Below are 25,558 nucleotides of genomic sequence, written 5' to 3'. Positions count from 1 at the left end.
GTGGCATGGCCAAGGAACCACGAATCGCGGTGCTGCGCCTGCTTGGCCGGGGCCTCAGCCGCCTGCAGGCGCAGCACCGCGATTCGTGGTTCCTTGGCCATGCCACCGGCCAGCGCACCGGCCATGCCGACGGTTTGCGTGACGGCTACGAGCGTGGGCGTTCGGACGGCTACGAAGCGGGGCGTCAGGTCCTGGTGATTCGCGATATGCGCCCGGACACCGCTGCGGTGCCCGGCCAGGACGACAAGCTGTTCGACGACTGGCGCCTGCCACTGACCGCCGAGCTGAAAAAACGCTTCAGGGCTGACGTGGCCCAACGCCTGCCGGCCGAGGCACAGCCCAGCGCCGCGCAGTGGAAGCTGATCCTCAGCGACACGCCGTCGACCTGCGTGGTGGCCGGTGCCGGTGCCGGCAAGTCGACCTCGCTGGTGCTGCGCATCCTGTTGCTGCGCCATTACCTGGGCTTCGAGCTCGACGCCATGACCGTGGTGACCTTCACCCGTGAGTCGCGCAAGGATTTCATCCAGCGCCTGCTGCAGGTGTTCGCGCTGTGGCAGATCGAGCTGTCGCCGGCCCAGGGCCGTGAGCTGGTACGCACCTTCCACTCGCGCATCCTGCCGCTGGTGCGCAGCCTGCCGGGGTTTTCTCAGGTACGTGCCTTCGAAACCCTCGGCAACGAGATGCCTGCTGGCGGGGAGGCGAATGCCGACAGCAACCCCTTCGACCTGCGCCTGAATGACGCCCAGCGTCAGCAACTGAACCTGTCCTATCGGGACCTGCTGGCAGAGAGCCCACGTTTCGCTGCCTTGGTCGGCCAACTGCGCCAGGAGGCGCTGCTGCTCAAGCCACTGGACCCGGATCACCCGGATGTGCAGAAGCGCGTTCAGGTTACCCAGCTGGCCGCACAACGCGACGAAGAATTGTGCGACGTGATCGAGGACCTGTGGTTCGCGGCCGGCGCCTGGCCGATCAAAGGCATCGAGCCGTGCCGCGACACAGTGCAGATCCGTGGCAGCCGTTTCCACGTACACGGTCGCCTCGAGGGGCTGGACGCCTGGGTGGTACTGGGCTTCGACCCCAGCGAAAGCGCCCAGTACCAGCGCCCAGGCGCCAAGCTTGCGGTGCGTGCGGAGTGGGCGGTCAAGCGCACGCTGTTCCAGGCGTTCAGCGACAAACCGGTGATCTGGCTGAACAACTATGCATCGGCCAGGCGCCTGGCGGCCTCGTTGGCAGGGGATGCCGTGGCCGGCCCTGGCTTTGAATACAAGGTCAAGGGTGAGCTGGCACCGGCGCCGCTGCTCGACGCCTTCGTCACTGCGGCCAGTTTCATCGAGAACCTTGGCCTCGACGTGAGCGCCGCAGTGGCCGCCATGAGTTTCCCGCCCGGTGATAGCGATGGCCCGTTCTTCGAGGCGCTGGCCCTGTTCTGGAAAGCTTTTGAAACCCAGCTGATGGCCCAGTCACCGCCGGTGATGACCTACAACCGCATGTTCGCCCTGTTCGGCGAGAACAACCCGGAAAACCTGCAGCTGTTGCCCGACCCTTTGCTGCGGCCGCTGGCACATCTGATGATCGACGAGTTTCAGGATGTCTCGCCGCAGATTGTCAGTTGGCTGCGCGCCTGCCTTGCGGAAATCCGCCGCCGTGGGCCCGCCATGAACCCTGGCCGGGTGGCGCAGCATTCGTCGCTGATGTGCGTGGGGGACGACTGGCAGTCGATCTACGGCTGGCGGGGCAGTTCGCCCAAGTACTTCATGGAGTTCACCAAGGTCTTCCCATCACCTGCCAACACCCGGGTAATGTTGGTGGAGAACTACCGCAGCCAGCAGCACATCATCGACGCCGCCGAGCACCTGGTGAAGGGCACGCCGACCATAAGCGGCAAGAAAGCCAAGGCCAGCGGGCAGGCGGCCGTGCTGCCATTGGCGCCCGTACGGGTGTTCGAACGTGACGAGGCCGCGCTGGCGCAGACCTTGATCGAACACTATGAGCAGGGTGAAACAGTGATGATGCTGTTTCGAAAAAGTAGCGATAAGTTATTGATTGAGCAGCATTTAGCTTCTGTACTTAAAGTAGATTCTAGCTTGCCTTCCGGGCAGCGCAGGCTCAAGCAACTGACCTACCACAGCGCCAAGGGCTTACAGGCCGACGCGGTGTTCATGCTCGGCGACTGCCAATACCTGACCAGCTCGCCCTACAAGAACCAGGTGTACCGCCTGGCGGGGCTGGGCAAGCCGGGCGATGCCCAGGCCTTCGATACCGCTCAGCAGGAAGAGGTTCAGCGGTTGGCCTACGTGGCCGTCACGCGGGCAGTCAGCCACTGCTACTGGCATGTGGAAAAGCCCAACGGCGAAGCCGTGAATCAGCCGCGCGCGTCGAGCCAGGTACAGGGGCGGCAGGCCTTCTTCGAAGACCTGCGCGGTCAGTGAGGCGTCAGGCGTCGCTGTCCAGAGGACGGGTCAGTTCCAGGTACAGGGCGTCTTCGTCATCCTCAAGCCCCAAGGCCATGCGGTTCATCCCGGCGACGTACTGATCGTCGTTGATTTGCAGGCGCAGTGGTTGGCCATGCTCGTCCAGCGGGCTCTCGCCCAGTGCAGAGGTCAGGGCGTCGACCACGGGGGGCTCCAGGGCACCTTCCATCGTGCTGCCATCATTGCACCATTCGAGGAAATCGATGCCCACATCCCAGCGTGACCTCAGCGCCTCGAGCCGTGCCGGGAACTGCGCCCGCAGCACGCGCCTCCAGCTGGGTTGGCGCGAGACCCACTGACGCCTTGCCGGTAAGTCGTTGTTGCGGTTGAGCACTTCCTGCAACACGGCATCCTCGGTCGGGCCGACAATATGAGCGGCGTCGCGGTAGAGCATTTGTAACTGCGTTTCGGTGAAATCGAGCTCTTCGGCCAGGTTGGTGCGCAGGGCCAGGCGGATTTCGATCAGGTCCAGCCCCAGGTTCTCCAGCAGCAGGTTGTCGGGGATCCAGTCGAAGCGGTGCAACGCACTGGCACTAGGCTGCAAACCACGCTGCGCCGCCGGCAGCGCTTCCCAGTGTCGCCTTGCCAGCAGGCCTGTGCGGCGTTTCAGGCGCGCGTTGTAAAGCTCCTGGGCCAGCTCGTTGACTTGGTCGCGACGATACAGGCTCTGGAAGTAGCTGAACAATTTGTGGGTCGCATGGGGCTGGCCGGCGGTCATGCGGAAAACCTGTGCCTCGATCTGCAGGGTGCTCAGCACGTCGGCCCCGGCATCACCGCAACTGACCGGGAACAGGGCTGCCACCTCGCTGAGGCGCGCACACAGTTCGCTGTCTGCCGCGGCGTCCTCCAGCAGGCGCCAGATCTGTCGGGTCATCCCGTGGGTATTGGAGTGTGCCGCGCTGGACAGCCCCGCCTGCTCCACGGCTTCGCGCAGGTTACGGTTGGCATTGTCGGCGAACAGGCTGTCCCAGGTGTCTCGCTGTGCCTGGTCGGCCGGTTGTAGCCAGTTACGCGGCCGTTGTCCCGGTAAGGCGGGCGCCTCCACGGCGGGACGCTCAACCACCACGCCTGCCGCGCGCAATTCCCGGCGGGTGTCTTCATCGAACGGGTTGTAGTTGAAGCGCCAGCGTTCGTTGTCGTTGCTCGTGAGCAGGGCCTCGACGAAGGGGGTGTCCACGAGGTTGGAGAGATCGGGTACATAGGCGATGTGATTATGACTCAGCTCAACCTGGCGCAAGGCGTAGTTCTCGCGGCCCATCAACATTTGCAGCCCTTCGGGCCAATCGACCAGCTCGCAGTTGGCCAGGTTCAGGTTGGTCAGGCAGCGCAGGTTGAGCAGCCGCGGGCAGATCCCCAGCGGGTTGTTGCCCAAGTTCAGCTCGCGTAGTTCGGTCAGGGTGTCGAAGCGCGCCGCCATCTCTGGCGTCAACACCAATCGGTTCTGGTACAGGTTCAGGGTCCCGAGACGCAGGCGGCCGGTCAGTAGCGCCAGATCATCGTCAGTCAGGACGAGCTCATTGCGGCGCAAGGCCAGAAAGCGCAGGTTGGTCAGCCTCGGCAGTACCTCGTGAGCCTGCGCCGGCAATTGCGTCAGGCCACTGCTTTCGATGCTCAGCTCCACGAGGTGTGGCGCTTGGTCAAGCGCTGCGAACAGCGAGGGTACCCCCAGGGCAGGGCTGCTGATGACGCGTACGCGCCGCAGCGACGGGAACGATTGCAGGTAATCGGCAGGAATGGTTGGCACTTCAAGGTTGTCCAGAAACAAGGTCCTGACATGGTCGAAGCGCGCCCTCAGCGGCGGCAAACTGTCCAGCTCCAGGTTGGCCAGCCTCAACGAGTCACCCTCCAGTCGATGCCAGGCCCTGACCAAGGTGGAGGCTACCTGGTTGGCGTGGCGCTGATACCGTGGTGCCTGTTGCGCGATCCAGTCGTCCAGGCCATCGCGCAGGGTGGCAAGCTCCGTGCGATAGGCCTGGATCTGCTCAGTGACGTTGCCGCGTCGGCGCAAGGTGGTCAGCAATTGCCTGCGTTCCTGATCGTTCATGCCCGGAAACAACGCATGCAGTTCGCGTTCTTCCCGGGAGGCGAACACGCCCGGGCTCAGCGGATAGCCAAGACGCCCGGCGCTCAGGCGCATGGGCGAGCGGAACCCCCTGCGGGCAGGCTGTTGACCGATCAGATGAGCGGCCTGGGCCCGGTCGGCGATGGCCGCCTGGTACAGCTGTTGATCGTTCCAGTCGGGGTGCAGGGCCAGCAAATTGTCGCGAATCAGAAGGGTGTCGGCGTTGCCGAGGCTTGGCCGGTACAGGCCAAGGAGCGCCCGGCCCAGGCGCACATTGGCCTGCATCGCGCGTGCCTCCAGGGCGACCCGCAAGGGTACACGCCCATTCAGCAGGCGGGTGCGCTCGGCATGGGTGGCGGCGCCGACGATTTCCTCCAGGGCATTGTCGGGCAAGGAGGGGAACTGCCTGGCCAGTGCCTGGGCGGCCCGGCTCAACGGTGGTCGTTGGCTGATGTAGAGGCTGTCGAACAGCGACGAGCGCCTGCTGCTCAGGTGATCGGCCAGCAGGTCCTGCAGGGCTTGCTGGCGTCGCTCCATGCTTGTACCCGCAGGCAGCAGGCGGGTGATCCTGGCTTCGTCGAGCTGTTCGAGGACGCGGCGTGCCAGGTCGCCGTTGTCCAGTTCGCTGCTGGTCAGTTCGATCACGTGGTCACCTGGATGTGCACGGCCGTAGCGGCTGAAACCTCCCCAGGCTTCGGGGCCTTCGAACACCTTGAGCACCACGTCTTCGGGCCAGTCGGGCAACTCGCTCAGGACGGTGATGGCGTAACTCTTGTAGGCGGCCAGCGGGCGGCCATTGCGAGTGCGGGCGATGATGTCGCTGACTTCCATGTCCTTGCTCAGGCGTAACAAGGCATCATCCAGCTGTGGCGGTACCGGCTCGCCATCGGCCAGTACCGGCTCCAGTACACCCTGTTCCAGCCCCGTGCTGTCGAACGCCGCGGCCAGGTCGGCATCGCTTTGCCCCTCGGTGACCGGGCCCATGCGCCGTAGCAGCCTGGCCCGCTCCCAGCCCTTGACCTGTTCGTGGGCCAGGCGCCAGGCACCTCTACCGTTGCCGTGAAGGATAGGGCGGTAACCGTTGTGGTCGCTTGCATGCACCAGTTCCCAGGTGCCGGCAGCGTTCTTGCGGACTTCGCAAGTCTTGCCATCGAGGCGCACATAATGCTGGCCATTTACCTCATAGATGCCTTCTGCGTCCGGTTCGAGGTCGGGGGAAAGCTCCACCTGGCTGTGGTAGGGCGTAAGTTGCGGGTGCCACAGCAATTCCTCGTCACCGAATACCACGCGTTCCAGCCAGTCGACGAAGCCTGACGCCTTGACCACCGCGGCGGCGGCGCCAATCACCACAATGCTGCCGGCGGTGAGTGCCAACGCCTTGAGCTGCTCGACCGCCTCGGCGTAATCACCCTCCGACCAGGCCTCGTAGGCGAGGTAGATGTTGTCCAGTACCTGCGCGGCGAACACCAGCAACATGACGGCATCGAGCCCCGGCACCAGCATGGCGGCGACGTTGAGCAGGTTCATGCCGGCCTCTTCCCAGAACGCCAGGCGCTCCTTGCGCACCTTGGCGTTCACATCGGCGGTGGGCACCGCGATCGCCCTGGCGTTGTCCATGAGAAAGGCGACATGGTTGTCGTAAAGGCTCTTCCAGTACGGCAGATCGACCTGCAGCTCGCGAATACCAAGGTCTGGTGAGACCTTGGGCCGATTGCCCTCCAGTGAATGACCGGTAGCGGGCCAGAACGGCTCCAGCGGAATCAGGCCGCCCACCCCGTGGAATTCGCTGTCGTCTTCGTACAGCTGTTCAAGCAATTGTCCACTCATCTTCGATTGGTCGCTGTGCGCGACATGCTCGACGAAGCGTTGGCGGTACTGCGCATCCAGCAGTTGTTCGGCCAGATAGGTCTTCAGTTGCTGCAGGTTGGTGAATTCCTGCACTGGGCGTTGATGATCGAAGGGCAGGTAGGCGACGATTTCGGCGTCTTTGCGGGCAGGGCCGAGCAGCAGCACGCCATGCACCTTCATGCCGAGCACCGTCAGGTTGCGCAGCGTCACTGGATCCCTGCCATAGCGCGGTGTCGCGCCATCGATGCAGAAATGCCGCAATGCCTGGTAGCCCGAGTTGGAGATTTCACCGCGGGCAAGGGCGATGATTGCCTTGACCGTGAGCATTGCCCTGAGCGCCCCAATCCAGGCGTCCTGTACCTGTGCCTTGTGCTGGCCGTTGAAGATGCTGTCCAGATGTGCCTGGTAGCGTTTGCCAAGGTCGAGGGCGCGGCAGGCGCCAACGAAACGCGCCATGCTCAGGCCGGGTAGGGCGCTGGTATCGCTGGCGCTGACCTGCAAGGTGCTGAAGGACCCGACCTCGACCATCCCCTCGAAGTTGTGCATGGCCGCCTCCAGCAAGCTGCGTGATTCGGGGGGGCCGACGGGTTCGCTGGTCCATTCCGGTGCGTACGTGCCAGCGCCCAGGCCGAGTGAGTCCAGGTCAGGCACGGTTTCGAGCGATCCGCCAAGGTTGTTTTCGAAGGGTTGGAAGCAATACCGGGCCTGGGTGACCGGCACCTCGATGGCCAGTTTCTGTTGCAGCAGCGGTTCGCAGAATTGCGCTAGCGATTGCAGCTCGCTCAACGCCTGGCTCAGGACCTTGCGTGTATTCGCGCGAACCTTGATGGCGTCGCGCAGCAATTGCTGGTGTACCTCTGAGGCGTTGGCGAACCAGACAGTGGGTGTTCCGTCTTCCTCGATATGTTCGTTGTGAGCACTCTGCAGCACGCGGTCCAGGTGGCGGGGGTGCAATTGCTTGGCCCAGGCCGGGATGCGGCGCTGGATCTGGCTCTGATGGTATGGGGTGGTGTTTTCCATTGCTGTTGCCTGGCAGTTAGCGGGACCGCCATCGAACACCGGATACGCGTCGTGGCTGCGGTACATAGTTGCCGGCGCCAGGGTGTCGCAGCGGGGATACTGTGGTCGGTGATGCGCACGTCACGGTCGGTAACGGGCCAGCCTGCCAGGGCCGCGTGGGCGATGGTGGGGCCTGCGGCACCCTGCGGTGTCGAAGGAGCCGGCCTGCTGGGCCCTGCCATGGAGTGAAGTGATGGCTGTAACGACGACTGCAAAAGACCACATGCTCGACATCAACGGCATCGAGATCGCCGTGCGTACCTGGGGCCCGGAAGGCGGCATCCCGGTGCTGGCGCTACATGGCTGGCTGGACAACGCCGCATCGTTCGAGCGCCTGGCGCCCCTGCTGGAGGGGTGTTTCGTCGTGGCGCCCGATCTGATCGGGCACGGGCGCAGCGACCACCGCCGCGACGACAGTGGCTACTACCTGTGGGAGCACGCCGAGGACATGCTGGCAGTGGTCGAACGCCTTGGCTGGTCACGCTTTCACGTACTCGCCCACGGCATGGGCACGGGCGTCGCCTCGATTCTTGCGGCGTTGACCAGCGCCATCGCCAGCCTGCAGTTCCTCGATGGCATGGGCGTGCCGTTCACCGTGGCCGAGGGCGACCGGGTCGAGCACATGGCCCGCGCATTTCGCCTCAAACGCATGCTGCTGCGCAGCCGCCAGCAGGGCTTTGCCGAACCCGAGGCGCTGTGTTTCGACAACCTCGAGCACGCCCTTGGCCAGTGCCGCAGACGCCTGGCCGGCGACTTGCCGGCGGATGCCGCGCGGCTGCTGGCGCTGCGTGACCTGTTGCAGGTGGGCGACGGCTATTGCTGGCGCCATGACCCGCGCCTGGACCTGCCCGAGCCCATGCCGCTGACCGAGCGCGAGGCCTGCGAGCTGCTGCACCAGATCCGTTGCCCGTTGTATCTGCTGCTGGGGCAGCAGGGCGCCTTCGCGGGCGATGGCTTTGACCGGCGCCAGGCGGCGCTGCCGGAGCAGACGCGGGTGACCTGGCACCCTGGGGGGCACCACTTCCATCTGCAGGCGCCAGACCGGGCGCTGGCGCAGCAGATCCTGCATACCCTGGCGCGGCACCAAAAAGGCGGATTGCAGCGCTTGGTCAACGAATGAGCGCTGGCCCTGCTAAGGTGCACAGACGTCCGTTCATGGAGTGCCGCCATGTTGCCTTCGCGTATCCTGCATATCGATCACATCGTGCTGCGTGTCAGCGACCTGCCGCGCAGCCTGGCCTTCTACCGTGATGTGCTCGGCTGCCCGGTAAGCCGTGAGCGCGAGTCGCTGGGGATGATCCACCTGGCCGCCGGCAGCAGCATGATCGACCTGGTGGCGGTCGATGGCCCCTTGGGGGTCAAGGGCGGCCCGGCACCTGGCCGGCAAGGGCACAATCTGGACCACCTGTGCCTGCGGGTCGAACCCTTCGATGAACAGGCGCTCAGTGACTACTTGCACAAGGCCGGGGTGCGGGTGGAACCGGCCGAAAAGCGCTATGGCGCCGAAGGCGAAGGGCTTTCGCTGTACTGCTTCGACCCCGACGGCAACCGGGTCGAGCTCAAGGGCCCGAGCGTGACCGCGTCGGCCTGAATGGCCCGGCGTTCAGCCGATTTCGCCCTCGCGCCAGGCCGTGACCTGGCTTAGCATGCTGGCTTCGCAGAACAGCCGGGCACCTGGACGATGACGGACATCACTCACACGCAACATTCCATCGACACGCCTGCGGGCCGGCTCCATGCCGAGAGCTGGATGCCTGTGAATGCTCAGGGCGTGCCGATTGTGCTGCTGCATGACTCGCTGGGCTGCGTGGCGCTCTGGCGCGATTTCCCCGCGCAGCTGGCGCGGGCTAGCAGGCACCGGGTGATCGCCTATGACCGCCTGGGCTTCGGGCGTTCCGCCGCGCACCCTGGTCAGCTGCGCCGGGGTTTCGTCGAGGCCGAGGCGCACGAAGGCTTCGCTGCGCTGCGCAGGCAGCTGGCCATCGATGACTTCATCGTATTCGGCCACAGCGTTGGCGGTGGCATGGCGGTCGGCTGCGCGGCCGCCTTCGCCGAACATTGCCGGGGGCTGGTGACCGAATCGGCCCAGGCCTTCGTTGAAGACCGTACCCTCGAAGGCATCCGCGCGGCCGATCGCCAGTTCGCCGAAGCAGGGCAGCTCGAACGCCTGGCGCGTTACCACGGCGACAAGGCCGAGTGGGTGCTGCGCGCCTGGGTCGACAACTGGCTGTCGGCCGATTTCGCCGACTGGCACCTCGATGGTTTGCTCGCGCAGTTACGTTGCCCGCTGCTCAGCCTGCACGGCGACAACGACGAGTTCGGCAGCCTGGCCCATCCCCAACGCTTCACGCGCCTGGCAGGCGGCCCGAGCCGCATGCGGGTGCTGGCCGATTGCGGGCATGTGCCCCATCGTGAGCAGGCCGAGCTTGTGCTTGAGGACGTGCTGCGGTTTCTCGGCTGATCGTGCTGGCGAATGGATATCCCGCAAAAGCCGATTATGCTTCTGATTACCTTGCCGCGATCCGGGGCAGCGCCCCGTCGTGCTTCGCCGCAACCTGTAAGCCCTACGGCCCGGGTGCGCGCCTGAAACCTGTTGAGCAACCTGGCCTACCTGATCCTCACGGAGGCGACCCATGGCGGTCCTCGACAGCAGCGCATCTTCGGGCAGTAGCGCGCCCCAACGTGGCATCACCCGGGAGGAGCGCAAGGTCATCTTCGCGTCTTCCCTGGGCACGGTGTTCGAATGGTACGACTTCTACCTATACGGCTCGTTGGCGGCGATCATCGCCAAGCACTTCTTTGCCGGGGTCAATGAAACCACCGCGTTCATCTTCGCACTGCTGGCCTTTGCCGCCGGCTTTGCCGTGCGGCCGTTCGGCGCCATCGTGTTCGGCCGCCTGGGTGACATGATCGGGCGCAAGCACACCTTCCTCATCACCATCGTGATCATGGGCCTGTCCACCGCGATCGTGGGCTTGCTGCCCAACTACGCCACCATCGGCGTGGCGGCGCCGATCATCCTGATCACCCTGCGCTTGCTGCAGGGGCTGGCGCTGGGTGGTGAGTACGGCGGCGCGGCCACCTACGTGGCGGAACATGCCCCGAAAGGACGGCGCGGCTTCTTCACCGCGTGGATCCAGACCACCGCCACCCTTGGGCTGTTCCTGTCGCTGCTGGTGATCCTCAGTTGCCGCACCCTGATGGGCAGCGAGGCGTTCGAGGACTGGGGCTGGCGGGTGCCGTTCCTGTTGTCGATCCTGCTGCTGGCGATCTCGGTGTACATCCGCCTGCAGCTCAACGAATCGCCGGTGTTCCTCAAGATCAAGGCCGAGGGCAAGGCCAGCAAGGCGCCGCTGACCGAATCCTTCGCCCGCTGGGACAACCTCAAGGTGGTGATCATGTCGCTGCTCGGCGGCACCGCCGGGCAGGCGGTGGTGTGGTACACCGGGCAGTTCTACGCCCTGTTCTTCCTGCTGCAGATGCTCAAGATCGACCCGCAGACCGCCAACCTGCTGATCGCCGGGTCATTGATCATCGGCACGCCGTTCTTCATTTTGTTCGGCAGCCTGTCCGACCGCATCGGGCGCAAGCCGATCATCATGGCGGGCTGCATCCTGGCCGCACTGACTTACTTCCCGATCTTCAAAGGCCTGACCGAGTACGGTAATCCGGACGTGTTCGTCGCCCAGGAGCAGAACCCGGTGGTGGTGGTCGCCGACCCTGCACAGTGTTCCTTCCAGTTCGACCCGGTGGGCAAGGCCCGTTTCACCAGCTCGTGCGACATCGCCAAGAGCCTGTTGGCCAAGCGTGCCATCCCCTACGAAAACCAGGCCGCCGAGCCCGGCAGCGTGGCCCAGGTGCGCATCGGCGAGCGAGTGTTGCCCAGCTTCGACGGGCGCAGCCTGGCGGCGGCGGACTTCAAGGCGCAGAACGACGCCTTCACGGGCACATTGGGCACGGCGTTGAAAGAGGCTGGCTATCCGGAAAAGGCCGACCCGGCGAAGATCCACTACCCGATGGTGTTGTTGCTGCTGACCATCCTGGTGATCTACGTGACCATGGTCTACGGGCCCATCGCAGCCTGGCTGGTGGAGCTGTTCCCGGCGCACATCCGCTACACCTCGATGTCGCTGCCGTACCACATCGGCAATGGCTGGTTCGGCGGTTTCCTGCCGACCGTGGCCTTCGCCATGGTGGCGGCGACCGGGGATATCTACTACGGGCTGTGGTATCCGATCGTGATCGCGGTGATGACGGCGGTGCTGGGCACCTTCTTCCTGCCAGAGACCAAGGACCGGGATATCAGCCATTGATTGGCCAGGACCCTCGCGGGGCATGCCCCGCGAGGGTCGGCTTCAGTCGAAGTACCCGCGCAGGGTATAGCGATAACCGGTATCGACCTCGACGTTGCCGGCGTGGCTGTAGGTCTTTTTCAGCACGAACTCGAACGCCGGCTCGTACAGCCCGTCGCGCACCAGCGCGCCCGCCAGCACCTCCACCTCATACATGCCATTGTCCAGCTCGATGATCGGCCGCGCCGGCTCCTGGTAGCGCGCCAGCAGGTCACCCAAGGTCTTGTTGGTGAAATGTTGCAGCACCCGCCAGGTGAACAGCATCAGTGCGCGGTTTTCTACCCGCAGCACATGGCCGCTACGGCGGTGCTTGAGGCGGCTGCCCGGTTCGAGCAGGGCCGGGGTGCGTTGGTCGAGGGTGAAGAGGATGCGGTAGGGCAGGTTGTCGATACCGGCCAACGGCAAAATTACACCTTCGCGCACTGCCAGGTCGCCGCTGTCACCGGTGGTGAAGGCGCGGGCCAGATCGTCGGGCAGCTCGTGTTCGTGCTTGAACTGCTCGAGCAGTTGAATGTCGCCGAGCAGGAAATAGTCGACCAGGTCGTTGAGGACCTCGCTGAATTCATAGCGCATGGTTTTTCCTTGTTGTGGCTGCGCTGAGCGGGATCGAGCAATGTAGCGGAGCGAGCAAGGGCGACGCCACTGTGGCGTTGCCCGATAGCGTCAGGGTCAGTGGCGTTGCGCAATCTGGATAAGGTTGCCGCAGGTATCGTCGAACACCGCCACCGTGACTGGCCCCACATCCGTGGGCGGCTGGGTGAACTGCACGCCGGCCTTGCACAGCCGGGTGTATTCGCCCTGGATATCGCGCACGCTGAACGAGGTGGCAGGGATGCCGTCCTGCTTCAGTGCGGTCTTGTAGGTCTTGGCTGCCGGGTGCGCGTCGGGTTCGAGCAGCAGCTCGACGCCGTTGGGGTCGTTGGGGGAGGTGAGGGTGAGCCAGCGATGCTTGCCCATGGGGATGTCATGCTTGGGCTCAAAGCCCAGCACGTAGTGGTAGAACGCCAAGGCCTTGGCCTGGTCGTCGACGAGGATGCTGGTGACCACGATCTTCATAGGCGCACACCGTTGTGGGTGGGTGTTACAGCAAGTAAAGACGGTCGCCGGGCTTTGACCAGCGTGGGCCGCTAAAGTCGTCTCAGCCCGCCTTGCGCAAGGTCAGGTTGATGCGCCGCTCCCCCAGCCGCGGATGCACGCCGGGCTTGATCGGCAGCACGCCGTGAAAGCGCAGGCGGTCTTCACCGCCCCAGACCATCACGTCACCATGGGTCAGCGCGATGCGCCGGGTGCGCTCGCTGCGTTGCAGCCCGCCGAACAGGAACACCGCCGGCAGCCCCAGCGAAACCGACACGATCGGCTGGCCGAAGTCGCGTTCGTCGCGGTCCTGGTGCAGGCTCAGGCGGGTGCCGGGCAGGTAGTGGTTGATCAGGCAGGCGTCGGGCACGAAGCCTTCGAACCCGGCCTGCGCGGCCGCGCGCCCGGCCAGTGCCAGCAATACCGGCGGCAGGGCTGGCCAGGGCTGGCCGCTCAGGGGGTCGAGCGGGCTGTAGCGGTAACCGCGCTCATCGCTGACCCAGCCCAGCGCCCCGCAGTTGCTCAGCGCCACCGCCATGCGCTGGCCGCCGGGGGTATGCATGTGCCGCCACGGCGCTGCGCGCAGCACCGGGCGCAGGGCATCGAGCAGGGCTTCGACTTCGCCCAGGGCGAAGCCGGGCAGCAGCACGGTATGGCTGGCCAGGCGCTGTGGCTGGGGACCGAACAGGTCAAGGTCGGACTGGATCATCAGGCGGCGGTCGCGGGAAGGTCAGGCGGCCAGTGTAGCGCTGTTGCCAGGTGAGGGAAAAAGGAACCGCGGCGCCAGGGAGAGCGAACACCGCGGTTCAAGGGGGGAGCGGGTCAGTGCTGGGTGACGGTGGCCATGTTGGTGTTGCCGTACTGGGTAATGCTGGCGGTCTGGCTGGCACCGCTCTGGTCGACGAAGGCCTGGTTGGCGTTGCCGCCCTGGGTCACGTAGGCGACGTTGACGCCGTCGGTCTGCTTGATGGTGGCCTGGTTGCCGCTGCCGTACAGCTGGTAGGTGTAGCTCTGGTTGCCGCTGCCGGACTGGTCGATGTTGACCGTGCCGCCGTTGCCGGCGGAAATGCCCTCGGCGTAGTTGGCGGTGCCACGTTGGTCGGCAATCAGCAGGTTGTCGCTGCCGTTCTGCTCGAAATACAGCTCGTTGTTGGTGTCGGCCTGTTTGGTTTCCATGGTGTTGCGGTTGCCGTTCTGGCTCAGCTTGGCGAACTGGCCGGTGTCTTTCTGGTTGAGGTTGACGCTGTTCAGGTTGCCGACCTGGCTGATTTCGGCGCGCTGGTCGGTGCCGAACTGCCCACCGGATTTTTCGCCCTTCCAGTTGCTGGCCAGGATCTTGTTGCCGTTGCCCTGGGTGGTGATGGTCAGGCTGTGGTTGTCACCGGTCTGGTAGGTGAAGTGCAGGTTGTTGTTGCCGTTCTGCGAGATGCTGGTGACCGACTGGTTGGTCTCGAACTGGTCCGACCAACTGGCGTTGGCACGCCCGTTCTGGCTCAGGGTGGCACTGTTGCCCTCGCCGAAACTCTGGTCGATATAGCCTTCGTTGAGCTGGCCGGTCTGGTAGACGCTGGCCTGGCTGGCGGTCTGGTTGTCCTGCCACACTTCCACCGAATGGCCAGTACCGGACTGGTCGATGCCGATGGTGCCGCCGAAGCCGTTGCGTTGGTCGCCATAGGCCCAGTTCTCGCGGCCCTGCTGGTAGATGGCGATGTCGCCGTCCTGGTGGGTGAGGTGCTCGGCGGCGGCCTGGTTGTCGTTGCCGCTCTGGTTGACCAGGCTGCGGTTGTTGCTGCCGCCGAACAGTTGCTCGATGGTGGCGTCGTTGCGTTGGCCAGATTGTTGGGTAGTGGCCTGGCTGCCGAGCTGGGTGTCCTGCCAGATCACCGAGCGGTTGCCGGTGCCTTCCTGCATCTGCAGGGCCTGGTTGTTCTCGCCCACCGACTGGCTGGCGAAGGCATCGTTGAGGGTGCCGCCGGACAGCTGGGTGATCTGGCTGCCGTTCTCGAACAGCTGCTCGGCGTAGCCGGCGTTGAGCGAGCCGGTGGCGATCTGCTGGATGTCGCTGGTGCTGTTGTCCTGCACGGCCATGTGGTTGTGGTCGCGGCCGGTCTGGCTCTGGCTGGCCGAGGCATACGAGGCCTGGGTCTGTTTGACTTCGGCAATGTTCTTGTTGCCTTGCTGGGTCTGGGTAGAGGTGCTGTCGTCGGCCATGGCCTGGCCGGCCAGCGCCAGGACAATGGCGGCGCTCAGGGGGGCGAGCTTGTACATGGTGTAGCCTCCTGCGGTGTCGATGGCGTTAACGGTATTGGGTGATATGCACTTGCTGGCCATTGCCGGCCTGGGTCACGGCGCTGGTCAGCCCCGTGCCGCTCTGCTCGATGGTGGCGTTGTTGTGGGTGCCGATCTGCTCAATGGCGGCACTGTTGCCGCTGCCGTTCTGGCGGATCGACGCGTTGTTGCCGTAGCCCTGCTGGTTGATCGAGGCCATCAGGTCGCTGCCTTGCTGCAGGATGTACGCCTCCTGTGCGCCCCCGGCCTGGACGATCTGGCCCAGCAGGGCCTGACCGCTTTGGTCGAGGGCAGCGCGGTTGCCGTTGCCCTGCTGCTCGATCACCGCGACCTGGCCGGCACCACTGGGCAGCAGCCGCAACACAATCGGTTCACCCAGGTCATTGCCGGGGGCAATGTCGGCGTTGTCCATCAGGTCGTCGGCCCAAGCCTGGCCACTCAGGGCCAGGCACAACAGCAGCAGGGACAGGCGTTTCATGGCGCGCTCCTTTGGCTTACTGCTTACTGCACGACCACGTTGACGGTGCGCGTGGTGCCCTGGCTGCTGGTGATGGTTGCCGTCGGGGCCGCGGTCGGGACCGCCGTGGTGCTGTTGCTCACCGCCAGGCGCCAGCGGCCGGTCACCGGCACGGTGGTGGTGCCCAGGGTTTGCACGCCGGTGGTAGTAGTGACCCGCACGGTGATGGTGTTGCCGGTGGTTACCGATGAGGTGCCGCTGATGTCCCAGTTGTAACGGTTGTTGGAACGCGCAGTGACCGTTGCCGCGGTGACCGCGAAGGTCTCCTGGGCAGGCCTAGGCGACACTTGCACGGTGACCGTGCCAGGGGTCGAGAGGGCGCCGATCGAGTCGCGGGCGATATAGGTGAAGGTAGTGGTGAACGCGGCAGTGACCGTGGCTGGTGGGGTGTAGGTGATCACGTTGCCGTCGGTGCTCACAGTGCCGCGCCCGGCCGGGGTTGGTTGGGTGACGCTGGCGATGGTCAGCGGCAGGTTGCCTTCCGGGTCGGTGTCGTTGGCCAGGGCGTTGATGGTCAGTGGGACACCCAGGGTGGCAACGCTGTCGGCAACCGCGGTGGGTGCCCGGTTCGGCGCGACGTTGACCGTTACTGTGGCCGGGTCCGATTTCAGCCCCTTGGCGTCCATGGCACGGTAGCTGAAGGTGGCCACCAGTGGGCTGGTGGCGCCGGCCGGTGGTGTGTAGGTCACGGACGTGGTGCCGTTCATCACCACGCCGCCCAGGCCGGTGCCAGGTTGGGTGAGGTCGCTGATGGACAGTGGCACGTTGCCGTCCGGATCGCTGTCGTTGGCCAGCAGGTTGAGGGTGACGGGCACGCCGACACTGGTGCTGCCGCTGTCGGGCTGGGCCAGCGGTGGCTGGTTGCCGGCCGAGATCGGCGCGTTGCCGACCACCACCACCGGCTCCACGTCGCTGCCGCCATGTGCGGACTTGACGGTGATATGGGCGGGTGGCTGGTTCAGGTCGTTGACCGTCAGGCTTTGCAGCACGCCGGCCTTGGACATGCGCCCGTAGCCTTGCACTACCAGGTCAGGCACCACGACCTCGTCGCTGGAGCGGGCCTCGACCAGCAGGCGCTTGTTCGCCCAGTCGTAGCGGGCGTTGGTGACCCGCACCACGTCGCTGAGTTTGCTCGACACGGCCGTCGGCTTGGTGGTGCCGCCACTGCTGCTGGCGGTGACCACCACCACTGGCGGTGGCGCGGCCTGGCTCAACTGCTGGCTGAAGAACAGCCCGTTGTTGTCTGGCAGCAGGCTGAACTGGCAGGGCGAGGGTGGCGTGCCGACCAGCGCCAGGCCGTTGCGCATGCACACGCTGCCCGTGTTTGGCGCTTTGGCGAAGACTTCGACACGGGTGCCGGCGCCGGTGCGCGAGTAGGTGGCGCGCTCCAGCGTGACCGGGGTCTGGGCTCGCTGGTCGAGGACCTTGCCGGAGACCGTGAAGACGTTGGTCTGGATCGTGCCAGCCGGGCCTTGGATACGCACGAAGTTGGTATTGTTCGGGCTGCCGGTCACAGCTTCAGTGGTGTTGGGGTCGCCGACGAAGGTTTCGCTGGCGCCGGTGTCCGGATTGACTTCGGTGTACGGGCCGCCGACGCCGCGCAGGAACGGCCCGATATTGCCGTTGAGTGCACCGCTGAAGTTGCCCGGGGCGCCGATGCCGATGTCGCGGGTGATGTTGACCGCGCGACGGCCCACCTGGTTGGCGGCGACGGTGACGGTTTCCACGCCGTAGGGGTGGGTGATGGTGTAGGTACCTGCCTGCGGGATGGAGGCACGAATGCGGATGCGGGCGAAGCTCTGCTGGTCGCCATCGACCGGGTTTTCGGCGGCGAAGGCCGCCTCTATGCCCGCCACATAGACTTCCAGCTCGTAGCCGCTGTTGCCTACTGCCGGGATCGAGGTTTCGGCAAGGAACCAGAACATTTCGGGCGGCCAGTTGTCGGGGAACACCAGCGGCAAGGTGTCGTCATAGACGCCCGGCTCGGGCAGCAGGGTGCACATGTAGGCCGGGGCGCCCGGTCCACCGGGGAAGCGGGTACTGGTGGCACGCGACTGGCACAGTTCCAGCGACAGGTTGGTGGCGTCCTTGTACCACATGGGGTAGCCCCCGGTGGCGAAGGTGTAGGGGCCCGGGTCGACCTCGGTCAGCACGGCCCAGGCCGCACTGCTCACGCTGAGGCTGAAACCGGCGGCGCACAGCGCCCGGCGTGACCAAGTATTCATGCTGCCTCCTGGAAGTCTGTTCATGGCACCAGCACCACAGGTTCGCTGTCGCTGCCGCCATGGCTACTGGTGACCTGCACCGTGGCCGGCGGGATGGGCGACAGGCCGGTGCTCAGGGTCTTCACCGCGCCGTTGCCGGACAGGTTGCCGATCAGCGCACCGTTGCCGGTATGGGCGGTCAGTGCCGGCGGGCTGGTTTCATCGCTGCTGCTGGCGACCAGGGTCAACTGGCCGCTGCCCAGACTGAATTCGGCGCGGCTGATCACCACCAGGTCGGTCAAAGGCATCGGCGTGGTGGTCGGGGTGCTGGTGGCGATGGCCAGGCTGTTGTCGGCGGTCACCTGCAGGGTCAGCGGCAGGGTGGGGTTGAGCACGGACTGGGCATACCAGCTGCCGGTGCCGTTGGCTTCGCCCAAGGCCAGGGCCGGGTTCTGGCTGCTGAGAGTAACGGTGGCCGGCGCCGGCGGCGCCATGACGAACACATCCTGCTGGGCGCGCAGGTCACCGTTCTCGGTATGCCGGGAGTAGGTGCTGCGCTGCGGGATCAGCGGGGTTGGCCGGTTGACCTCGGACAGCTTGCCGGACACGCTGAATACCGTGGTGCGCAGGTCGATGCCGTTGGGGCCTTCGATGCGTACAAAGTTGGTATTGAACGGGCTTCCGGTGACCGGCTCGTCCAGGTTGGGGTCGCCGATGAAGCGTTCGTTGCCTTCGGTGTAGGGGCCGTTGACGCTGCGCAGGAACGGCCCCACATCGCCCTTGAGCGCGCCGCTGAAATCGCCGGCACCGGCGATACCGATGTCGCGGGTCATGTTGATCGCCCGACGCCCGCCAGCCGGCACGTCGAACACTTCGACGCCGTAGGGGTGGGTGACGGTGTAGGTGCCTGCCACCGGAACATCGACGCGAATACGCACCCGGGCGAAGCTGACCTGGTCGCCTGCGACCGGCTCTTCGGCGGCGAATGCTGCTTCGATGGCCGTGCCGAAGCTCAGGTCGATACCGCGGGCGGCATCGACGATCGCGGCGTCGGCGGTGAACCAGAAGGCCTCGTCGGGGAAGTTGGTGGGGAACACGATGGGTTGGGTGTCATCGAACACGCCGGGGGTGGGCAGCAGCGTGCACATGTACGAGGGGGCGCCAGGTGCACCGGCAACCCGTGAACTCACGGCCTTGCTCAGGCACAGGTCGAGGGTGCGGCCGTGGCTGTCCTGGTACCAGGCGGGGAAGCCGCTTGCGGGAGCGGGTGGGTAGGGACCAGGGTCGACCGCGTACAGCGCAGCCTGGGCCGGTAGCTGGAGCAGGCCGGCGATGATCGCGATGGCCAGCGGACGGGGTGTCGGTCGGTGCATGAGTCGATTCCTCCTGCAAACGGGCCCATGGGTTGGGGCGTTTGGGGAGGAGTCGGCAAGTGTTGTGCCAGGTTTGCCAAGATGCTCTGCAGGCCTTTAAAGGCGGGCTCTGCAGCCCTTCTAGCCAGCTACATGTTAGAGAACTCGGGTGGGCAGAAGGCCCCAGCTTTGGGGAATCGGGTTGGGCACTGGCGATGCTTCGCAGGTCTTGAGGCATGCACCAAGGCGGGCGCCGCGTCTTTTACAGGAATGCATCGCCCGAAACAGATGTGGGAGCTGGCAAGCCAGCTCCCACATCTGTTTCGGGCCAATCACTCCTGTTGTTTCACCGCTGTCCGCTTTGTTGGCATGACTCCACATCGAGGTGGGCGCTACTACCGTGCCTTTCAGCGCTCGCGCATGAAGAACCCGGCGACATATTTGCGGAAGGTCTCCAGGCTCTTGAAGTCGGCATAGCGCTTGAAATGCTCGGTGTCCGGCTCCGGCCCGACCGGTTGCTCCAGCAACGAAACCGACAGCACCCGGTCCTGGTCCGAGGTGAGCACCAGTTCATCCATCACCTGGCCGCCGATTACCGGGCGGCGCATCAGCACCTTCACGCCCTTGCCAGCCATCCAGTCGATCAGTGACACCAGCGCCTTGAGCGGTTCGCGCTCTTCGTCGCGGTACACCGGGAACAGCTGCGCGCGCGACAGCACCGGCACGCTGGCCACGTGGATCATTTCGTAGAAGTGGCTACCGGCAGTGGCCGGTGAGTACAGCGCCAGGGCCAGCAGTGGGCCGCTGGTGCGGTTGCCACCCCAGTACTGGTGGTGGCCCTGGAAGTCGAAGCCGTCCTCGCTGCGCGCGTTGATCACCTTGCGGCCCTTGATCTGGTCCACGCAGTCGAGCAACAGGCCATGGCGGCGGTGGTTGCCGAACACCGTGGCCTCGCGTAGGCGGGCCTTGAGCATCATCATGTGCTTCATGTCCAGGCGGGTTTCCAGGTAGTTGCTGGCCGGCACCCGCTCCAGCAGCGGGTAGCGAGCGGCCACGCCCCGCAGCTCGGCGAACTGGGCGGTGAGGTCCTTCTTCAGGTGGGTGGCGTAGACGTTCAGGCCGCTGGCCTCGATCCAGGTCAGCAGCAGCGACAGCAGGCGCTGCTGTTCACGGCGTTCGCCGGGCGTGCGCGGACTGGCTTCGCCCGCATCGCGCTCGTCGGCACGGCGATAGTCGCCGATCAGCCGCAAGGGGCTGTCCGGCGCCAACCAGGCGGCAGGTTGGTTGATGTCTTCGCTGCGCTCGGCGGCTTCACGTTCATCCTTGCTGAACGGGCAGCCGGGGGCGTGCTCGGGGGTGTCGGGGTTGTTGCGCAGGAACAGCGTGCCGGTGCTGCCATTCAACGAGATGTTGAGCACCGGCAAGGCGTCCTTGCGGCAGTCGCAGGCCAGCCACTGGTTGGCACCACGCACTTTCATCAACCACTGGTTGGCCTGCAGCAGGCGGGGGCCGGCGAGGGTGCCGCTGACGAACCCGACCAACAGTTCTTCTTCGGCCGGGGTCAGGCTGCGCACCTGCGCGGCGGATTTTTCGATGATTCGCATTGACGGGCAGCTCCAAGCTACGAGCTGCAAGCTTCAAGCAAAGCCGCGCGGCTTTCAACTTGAAGCTTGCTGCTTGAAGCGGGCCGTTCAACTGCCGCCGAACATTTTCGCCGCGCGGGCGCGTATTTCCTCGACGCTCAGGTCCTCCTTGTGGGTTGAGATGAACCACATGTTGTTGAACGGATCCTTCAACGTACCACTGCGGTCGCCGTAGAACTGGTCCTTCACCTCGCTCAGCGGCTTGGCGCCAGCGGCGATTGCCTGGGCGTAGACCTTGTCGCAATCCTCGACATACAGGTGCAGGCCGACGGCCGGGTGTTCGATGGTTTGGCTGGGCTTGAGGGTGTTCGGCATGTCGCAGGGGTCGCCGAGCATCAGCGAGGAGTCGCCGATTTTCAGCTCGGCATGGCCGACGCGACCTTGTGGGTCTTCGAGGCGGAACATCTCGACCGCACCGAAGGCCTTCTTGTAGAACTCGATGGCCTTGGCGGCGTCCTTGATGCCGAGGTAGGGGGTAAGGCTGTGCTGGCCTTCGGGGATGGGCTTGGCTGCCATTTGCGTGCTCTCCTTTCACTTGAGTGGACCCTGTGCGCATTGCGCCACAGTGGTGAATTAGAGTCGTACAGGCGGCCAGGAAATCGACCTTGGGTTTAGATCGATTGCCTATAAAAAATGTGCGGCCCCCGCTTTTCGTAAACGCGGGGCCGCAGCGTCGGTCAGAAGATATAGTCGGTGGTCAGGAAACTCGACTGCCGGTTGCGAATGATCTCGCTGATCAGTTCCTTGTTGGCTTCCTGGAACTTGGTCGCCACCAGTGTGCGGATGGAGAACACCCGCAAGGCGTCATGCACCGACAGCGTGCCCTCGGCGCTGTTCTTGCGGCCGTTGAAGGGGTAGGTGTCCGGCCCACGCTGGCACTGGGCGTTGATATTGATGCGGCCCACCTGGTTGGCGAAGGTATCGACCAGCGCGCCGATGGTGGCGGGGTCGTTGCCGAACAGGCTCAACTGCTGGCCGTAGTCGGAGTCGAGCACGTAGTCGATCACGGTCTGCAGGTCACGGTAGGGCACCACCGGCACCAACGGGCCGAATTGCTCTTCGTGGTAGACGCGCATGTCCTGGCTGACCGGGTAAAGCAGGGCAGGGTAGAAGAACGAACCACGGCTGAGACCACCGCCCTCGTTGAGCACCCGCGCACCTTTGCCGGTGGCATCGGCCACCAGGCCGTCGAGGTAGTCGAGCTTCCCCGGCTCGGGCAGCGGCGTCAGCGCCACGCCGGGCTCCCAGGGCATGCCGGGCTTGAGCGCGGCGAGCTTGCGCTGGAACTTGTCGAGGAACGGCTCGACCACGTCTTCATGGACGAACAGGATCTTCAGCGCGGTGCAGCGCTGGCCATTGAACGACAGGGCGCCGGTGACCGCCTCATCGACGGCGTTGTCCAGGTCGACCTGGGGCAGCACGATGCCGGGGTTCTTGGCGTCCAGGCCGAGCGCTGCGCGCAGGCGGTGCGGGCGAGGATGCAGCTTTTTCAGGTCGGCGGCGGCCTTGTGGGTGCCGATGAAGGCGAACACGTCGATCTTGCCACTGGCCATCAGGGCGCTGACGGTCTCGCGGCCACGGCCATAGATGACGTTGATCACCCCGGCCGGGAAGCTGTCACGGAAGGCTTCGAGCAACGGGCGGATCAGCAGCACGCCGAACTTGGCCGGCTTGAACACCACGGTGTTGCCCATGATCAGTGCCGGGATGAGCGTGGTGAAGGTCTCGTTGAGCGGGTAGTTGTAGGGGCCCATGCACAGCGCCACGCCCAATGGCGCGCGGCGGATCTGGCCGAGGGTGCCTTGCTCCAGCTCGAAGCGGCTGGAGCGGCGGTCGAGGTCCTTGAGCGCATTGATGGTATCGACGATGTAGTCGCAGGTGCGGTCGAACTCTTTCTCGGAATCCTTGAGGTTCTTGCCGATCTCCCACATCAGCAGCGTGACCACCGCCGTGCGCTGTTCACGCATGCGCGCCAGGAAGGTTTCGACATGCTGGATACGCTCGGCCACACGCATCGTCGGCCAGGCACCACGGCCCTTGTCATAGGCCTGGACTGCGGCGTCCAGCGCGGTGAGGGCGGTATCGGCGTCGAGCAGCGGCGCGCTGCCGAGGATCACCTGGCGCTCGCCGTCATCGTGCTTGAGCCACACCGGGCTGCGGACCGTGGCCAGCGGGCCGTCCCAGTGCCTGAGTTCACCGGCCACCAGGTAGTCGCGTTGCTCCAGGGGCTCGCCCAGGCGCCACTGGGCGGGGATGTCGTCGGGGGTGGGAAACAGCGAGTCGAGCAGACGTTCCATGGGTCTTGCACCTCTTGTCTTTGGCTGGGTGAAACGCTTCAGCATCCGAGCATGCGCCCAGCGCAGGAAAAAAACCAGTCTGGCTCAACATTGCCTGGGGTGCGCCGATACAGGATGAATCGACTCCGATGCCAGGCCTATGACCAGCAACAATCCCCCCGCCCTCGATGATCCCTTGCCCGAACAGGGCGCCCTGCGCCGCACCCTCAATCGCCTGCTGCCGGTAGGTTTCGCGGTGGTCGGGATTGGCCTGTCCACGGTGCTCGGCCACCTCGATGCCCAGCGCGAGCAGGCTGAACAGGTGGCCAACCTGGCCGCGCGCCTGTCCGGTGTGCACGGGGCGCTGGAGGCGCAGCTGCGTGCGGCGTTCAGCGAGGCCGAGGGCATCGCCCAGCTGATCAGCGCCGATGGCAGCATCAGTGCCGAGCATTTTCACGGTATGGCTCGGGATGCATTGGCTTCGGTGCCCTACATGCGCCATATCGCCCTGGCGCCGGGTGATGTGGTGAGCGATGTCTACCCGCTGCAGGGCAATGAGCAGATCGTTGGCCTCGACTACCGCCAGTTGCCGCTGCAGTTTCCGCTGCTGGTATCGGCGCGGGACCGGCAGGCACCGGTGCTGGCAGGCCCCTTGCAACTGCTGCAGGGCGGCCGGGGGCTGATCTACCGACGGCCGATCTTTGTCACCGGCAAACGCGGGGTGAAGTTGTACTGGGGTAACCTCTCGGTCGTCGCCGACATCGACCGCCTGCTGCTCACCGCCGGCCTGCGCCCGGAGGCCGGCTTCGAACTGGCGGTGCGTGGCAGTGATGGCAAGGGCGCCGATGGCGAGGTGATCTGGGGGGATGCGCAGTTGTTCGAGGCGCCCCAGGTGAAGATGAGCGTGGACGTGCCGGGCGGCCTCTGGCAACTGGTGGCCGCGCCCCGTGGAGGTTGGTCGGCGCTCAACCTGTTTTCCTCGCCGCTGTTCCTGTTTGCCTTGACCACCACCGGCCTGTTCAGCCTGTTCGTCGCCCAGCTGAACCGCAAGCAGCGCCTGCTGGCGCTGCGCAACCGCGAGCTGCGCCAATACCAGGCCCAGCTGGAGCGGCTGGCCCACTACGACACCATCACCGGGCTGCCCAACCGCGTGCTGTTCCTGCAACAGTTGAATGCGGCCATCGATCAGGGTCATGGCCTGGCGGTGCTGATGCTTGATATCGACGGCTTCAAGCAGGTGAACGACAGCCTCGGCCACCCCATGGGCGACCTGTTGCTGCAACAGGCCACCGCGCGCTTTCTGCAGGAGTTGGACACCCAGGACCGGGTTTGCCGGCTGGGCGGCGACGAGTTCGTGTTCATGCTGCAAGGCGCTCAGGGCCAGGTCAGCCACCAGATCCGCGCCGTCCTGCGTTGCCTGCAGCGTCCGTTCGACCTCAACGGCAATGCCAGCCTGGTCACCGGCAGCATTGGCCTGGCCTGGTGCCCGCAGCATGGCGAGGACGCCGACAGCCTGTTGCGCCACGCCGACACTGCCATGTATGCGGCCAAGGAGAGCGGCCGCAACGCGTGGCGACCGTATCACCCGGACATGACCGAACGCCTGCAGCAGCGCCTGGAGCTGGAGCGCAACCTGCGCCGGGCCCTGGAATACAACGAGTTCGAGCTGTGGTACCAGCCCAAGCTCGACCTGTTCAGTGGTGGCCTGGAAGGGGTCGAGGCGTTGTTGCGCTGGCGTGACCCGCAGCACGGCCTGGTGTCTCCGGGCGAGTTCATTCCGTTGGCCGAGCGCACCGGCTTGATCATCCCGTTGGGTGAACGAGTGCTGGAGCTGGCCTGTGCGCAGTTGGCGCAGTGGCGAGCCCAGGATCTGCTGCCTGGGCCGCTGGCGATCAACGTGGCGGCGCTGCAGATCGAGCGCAGCGACTATGTCAGCGCCCTGGCCTGCGCCCTGGAGCTGCACGGGCTGCCGGCCAGCCTGCTGGAGGTGGAGATCACCGAGAGCCTGCTGATGGAGAGCCAGCAGCAGGCCTGCGCGGTGCTGGCGCAGTTGCAGGCGATGGGCGTGGCCACTGCGGTGGACGACTTCGGCACGGGCTATTCGTCGCTGGCCTACCTGCGCGCACTGCCGATCGACCATTTGAAGATCGACCGCGCCTTCATCAAGGACCTGCCTGGCGACGACGACGCGGTGGCCATCGCCCGGGCGATCATCGACCTGGGGCATGCCCTGGGGTTCAGGATTACCGCCGAAGGGATCGAAACTCAGGAGCAGTACGACTTTCTGCGCAATGCCGGGTGCGACCAGGGGCAGGGCTTCTTGCTTGGTCGGCCGATGCCGGCGCCGGCCTTGCAGCTCTGGCTGGCCGAGCACCGCGAACGGCGGCGCCCGGCCAGGGAGTGAGCGCCGC

At 65.3% G+C, this 25,558-nt stretch carries 17 protein-coding genes; 6 read left to right on the top strand and 11 right to left on the bottom strand.

Going from position 1 to position 25,558, the window contains the following annotated elements; genetic code table 11:
• The first annotated feature begins 5 nt into the window (after window positions 1-5).
• Complete coding sequence (locus L6D77_RS09550) at window positions 6-2,429, top strand: UvrD-helicase domain-containing protein (RefSeq protein ID WP_236170040.1); 2,424 nt, start codon at window positions 6-8, stop codon at window positions 2,427-2,429.
• Between the two features lie 4 nt (window positions 2,430-2,433).
• Here L6D77_RS09550 and L6D77_RS09545 read toward each other — a convergent pair whose 3' ends face one another.
• Window positions 2,434-7,401: a dermonecrotic toxin domain-containing protein gene (locus L6D77_RS09545; RefSeq protein WP_232881582.1), complete on the bottom strand. Its 4,968-nt coding sequence runs from the start codon at window positions 7,399-7,401 to the stop codon at window positions 2,434-2,436.
• 232 nt (window positions 7,402-7,633) lie between these two features.
• Between L6D77_RS09545 and L6D77_RS09540 the strand changes: the two genes are divergently transcribed.
• The 4 genes from L6D77_RS09540 (at window position 7,634) to L6D77_RS09525 (ending at window position 11,753) form a co-directional block, all read left to right on the top strand.
• Window positions 7,634-8,560 (top strand): alpha/beta fold hydrolase, encoded by a 927-nt coding sequence (locus L6D77_RS09540; protein WP_232881580.1) that lies wholly within the window; start codon window positions 7,634-7,636, stop codon window positions 8,558-8,560.
• 48 nt (window positions 8,561-8,608) lie between these two features.
• Window positions 8,609-9,031: a VOC family protein gene (locus L6D77_RS09535; protein ID WP_232881578.1), complete on the top strand. Its 423-nt coding sequence runs from the start codon at window positions 8,609-8,611 to the stop codon at window positions 9,029-9,031.
• A gap of 90 nt (window positions 9,032-9,121) precedes the next feature.
• Window positions 9,122-9,901, top strand: coding sequence for an alpha/beta fold hydrolase (locus L6D77_RS09530; protein ID WP_232881576.1), 780 nt, complete (start codon window positions 9,122-9,124; stop codon window positions 9,899-9,901).
• 172 nt (window positions 9,902-10,073) lie between these two features.
• The gene (locus L6D77_RS09525) at window positions 10,074-11,753 is read left to right on the top strand and encodes an MFS transporter (protein WP_232881574.1); all 1,680 of its coding nucleotides are present in this window, start codon (window positions 10,074-10,076) and stop codon (window positions 11,751-11,753) included.
• A gap of 42 nt (window positions 11,754-11,795) precedes the next feature.
• On the opposite strand, the gene L6D77_RS09520 is transcribed toward L6D77_RS09525, so the two are convergent.
• The 10 genes from L6D77_RS09520 to L6D77_RS09475 form a co-directional block, all read right to left on the bottom strand.
• A complete protein-coding gene (locus tag L6D77_RS09520) occupies window positions 11,796-12,365 on the bottom strand; it encodes a hypothetical protein (RefSeq protein ID WP_236170039.1) in 570 nt (189 codons plus the stop codon).
• A gap of 96 nt (window positions 12,366-12,461) precedes the next feature.
• Complete coding sequence (locus L6D77_RS09515; RefSeq protein WP_232881571.1) at window positions 12,462-12,848, bottom strand: VOC family protein; 387 nt, start codon at window positions 12,846-12,848, stop codon at window positions 12,462-12,464.
• 82 nt (window positions 12,849-12,930) lie between these two features.
• Window positions 12,931-13,575 (bottom strand): DNA oxidative demethylase AlkB, encoded by a 645-nt coding sequence (gene alkB, locus L6D77_RS09510; protein WP_232881569.1) that lies wholly within the window; start codon window positions 13,573-13,575, stop codon window positions 12,931-12,933.
• A 113-nt stretch (window positions 13,576-13,688) separates the two neighbouring features.
• A complete protein-coding gene (locus L6D77_RS09505; protein WP_232881567.1) occupies window positions 13,689-15,134 on the bottom strand; it encodes a curlin in 1,446 nt (481 codons plus the stop codon).
• Window positions 15,135-15,162: 28 nt separating this feature from the next.
• Window positions 15,163-15,633, bottom strand: a complete 471-nt coding sequence (locus L6D77_RS09500) for a curlin (protein ID WP_232881565.1) — start codon at window positions 15,631-15,633, stop codon at window positions 15,163-15,165.
• A gap of 23 nt (window positions 15,634-15,656) precedes the next feature.
• Window positions 15,657-17,897, bottom strand: coding sequence for an Ig-like domain-containing protein (locus L6D77_RS09495; protein ID WP_232881563.1), 2,241 nt, complete (start codon window positions 17,895-17,897; stop codon window positions 15,657-15,659).
• Between the two features lie 20 nt (window positions 17,898-17,917).
• Complete coding sequence (locus L6D77_RS09490; RefSeq protein WP_232881552.1) at window positions 17,918-19,249, bottom strand: hypothetical protein; 1,332 nt, start codon at window positions 19,247-19,249, stop codon at window positions 17,918-17,920.
• Window positions 19,250-19,635: 386 nt separating this feature from the next.
• Complete coding sequence (locus tag L6D77_RS09485) at window positions 19,636-20,832, bottom strand: hypothetical protein (RefSeq protein ID WP_232881550.1); 1,197 nt, start codon at window positions 20,830-20,832, stop codon at window positions 19,636-19,638.
• An 87-nt stretch (window positions 20,833-20,919) separates the two neighbouring features.
• Window positions 20,920-21,387 carry a VOC family protein gene (locus L6D77_RS09480; protein ID WP_232881548.1) on the bottom strand — a complete coding sequence of 156 codons (468 nt, stop codon included), beginning with the start codon at window positions 21,385-21,387 and terminating at the stop codon, window positions 20,920-20,922.
• Window positions 21,388-21,548: 161 nt separating this feature from the next.
• Window positions 21,549-23,168: an NADP-dependent glyceraldehyde-3-phosphate dehydrogenase gene (locus L6D77_RS09475; RefSeq protein WP_232881546.1), complete on the bottom strand. Its 1,620-nt coding sequence runs from the start codon at window positions 23,166-23,168 to the stop codon at window positions 21,549-21,551.
• Window positions 23,169-23,307: 139 nt separating this feature from the next.
• Here L6D77_RS09475 and L6D77_RS09470 point away from each other — a divergent pair, with 139 nt between their 5' ends.
• The gene (locus tag L6D77_RS09470; RefSeq protein ID WP_232881545.1) at window positions 23,308-25,551 is read left to right on the top strand and encodes a putative bifunctional diguanylate cyclase/phosphodiesterase; all 2,244 of its coding nucleotides are present in this window, start codon (window positions 23,308-23,310) and stop codon (window positions 25,549-25,551) included.
• The last annotated feature ends 7 nt before the right edge of the window (window positions 25,552-25,558 follow it).

It is taken from the genome of Pseudomonas parasichuanensis (assembly GCF_021601385.1).
In the GTDB taxonomy this organism is placed as follows: Bacteria; Pseudomonadota; Gammaproteobacteria; order Pseudomonadales; family Pseudomonadaceae; genus Aquipseudomonas; species Aquipseudomonas parasichuanensis.
Note: the sequence above shows the minus strand (reverse complement) of the source record. Positions and strands in the feature narration are given on the sequence as shown.

What these genes read in the sequence shown, in the direction of transcription:
- L6D77_RS09530 (WP_232881576.1), top strand. Translation starts at nt 9,122, where the DNA reads ATGACGGACATCACTCACACGCAACATTCCATCGACACGCCTGCGGGC.
- L6D77_RS09495 (WP_232881563.1), bottom strand. Translation starts at nt 17,897, where the DNA reads ATGAATACTTGGTCACGCCGGGCGCTGTGCGCCGCCGGTTTCAGCCTC.
- L6D77_RS09485 (WP_232881550.1), bottom strand. Translation starts at nt 20,832, where the DNA reads ATGCGAATCATCGAAAAATCCGCCGCGCAGGTGCGCAGCCTGACCCCG.
- L6D77_RS09505 (WP_232881567.1), bottom strand. Translation starts at nt 15,134, where the DNA reads ATGTACAAGCTCGCCCCCCTGAGCGCCGCCATTGTCCTGGCGCTGGCC.
- L6D77_RS09475 (WP_232881546.1), bottom strand. Translation starts at nt 23,168, where the DNA reads ATGGAACGTCTGCTCGACTCGCTGTTTCCCACCCCCGACGACATCCCC.
- L6D77_RS09540 (WP_232881580.1), top strand. Translation starts at nt 7,634, where the DNA reads ATGGCTGTAACGACGACTGCAAAAGACCACATGCTCGACATCAACGGC.
- L6D77_RS09490 (WP_232881552.1), bottom strand. Translation starts at nt 19,249, where the DNA reads ATGCACCGACCGACACCCCGTCCGCTGGCCATCGCGATCATCGCCGGC.
- L6D77_RS09520 (WP_236170039.1), bottom strand. Translation starts at nt 12,365, where the DNA reads ATGCGCTATGAATTCAGCGAGGTCCTCAACGACCTGGTCGACTATTTC.
- L6D77_RS09500 (WP_232881565.1), bottom strand. Translation starts at nt 15,633, where the DNA reads ATGAAACGCCTGTCCCTGCTGCTGTTGTGCCTGGCCCTGAGTGGCCAG.
- L6D77_RS09525 (WP_232881574.1), top strand. Translation starts at nt 10,074, where the DNA reads ATGGCGGTCCTCGACAGCAGCGCATCTTCGGGCAGTAGCGCGCCCCAA.
- L6D77_RS09545 (WP_232881582.1), bottom strand. Translation starts at nt 7,401, where the DNA reads ATGGAAAACACCACCCCATACCATCAGAGCCAGATCCAGCGCCGCATC.
- L6D77_RS09515 (WP_232881571.1), bottom strand. Translation starts at nt 12,848, where the DNA reads ATGAAGATCGTGGTCACCAGCATCCTCGTCGACGACCAGGCCAAGGCC.
- alkB (WP_232881569.1), bottom strand. Translation starts at nt 13,575, where the DNA reads ATGATCCAGTCCGACCTTGACCTGTTCGGTCCCCAGCCACAGCGCCTG.
- L6D77_RS09550 (WP_236170040.1), top strand. Translation starts at nt 6, where the DNA reads ATGGCCAAGGAACCACGAATCGCGGTGCTGCGCCTGCTTGGCCGGGGC.
- L6D77_RS09535 (WP_232881578.1), top strand. Translation starts at nt 8,609, where the DNA reads ATGTTGCCTTCGCGTATCCTGCATATCGATCACATCGTGCTGCGTGTC.
- L6D77_RS09480 (WP_232881548.1), bottom strand. Translation starts at nt 21,387, where the DNA reads ATGGCAGCCAAGCCCATCCCCGAAGGCCAGCACAGCCTTACCCCCTAC.
- L6D77_RS09470 (WP_232881545.1), top strand. Translation starts at nt 23,308, where the DNA reads ATGACCAGCAACAATCCCCCCGCCCTCGATGATCCCTTGCCCGAACAG.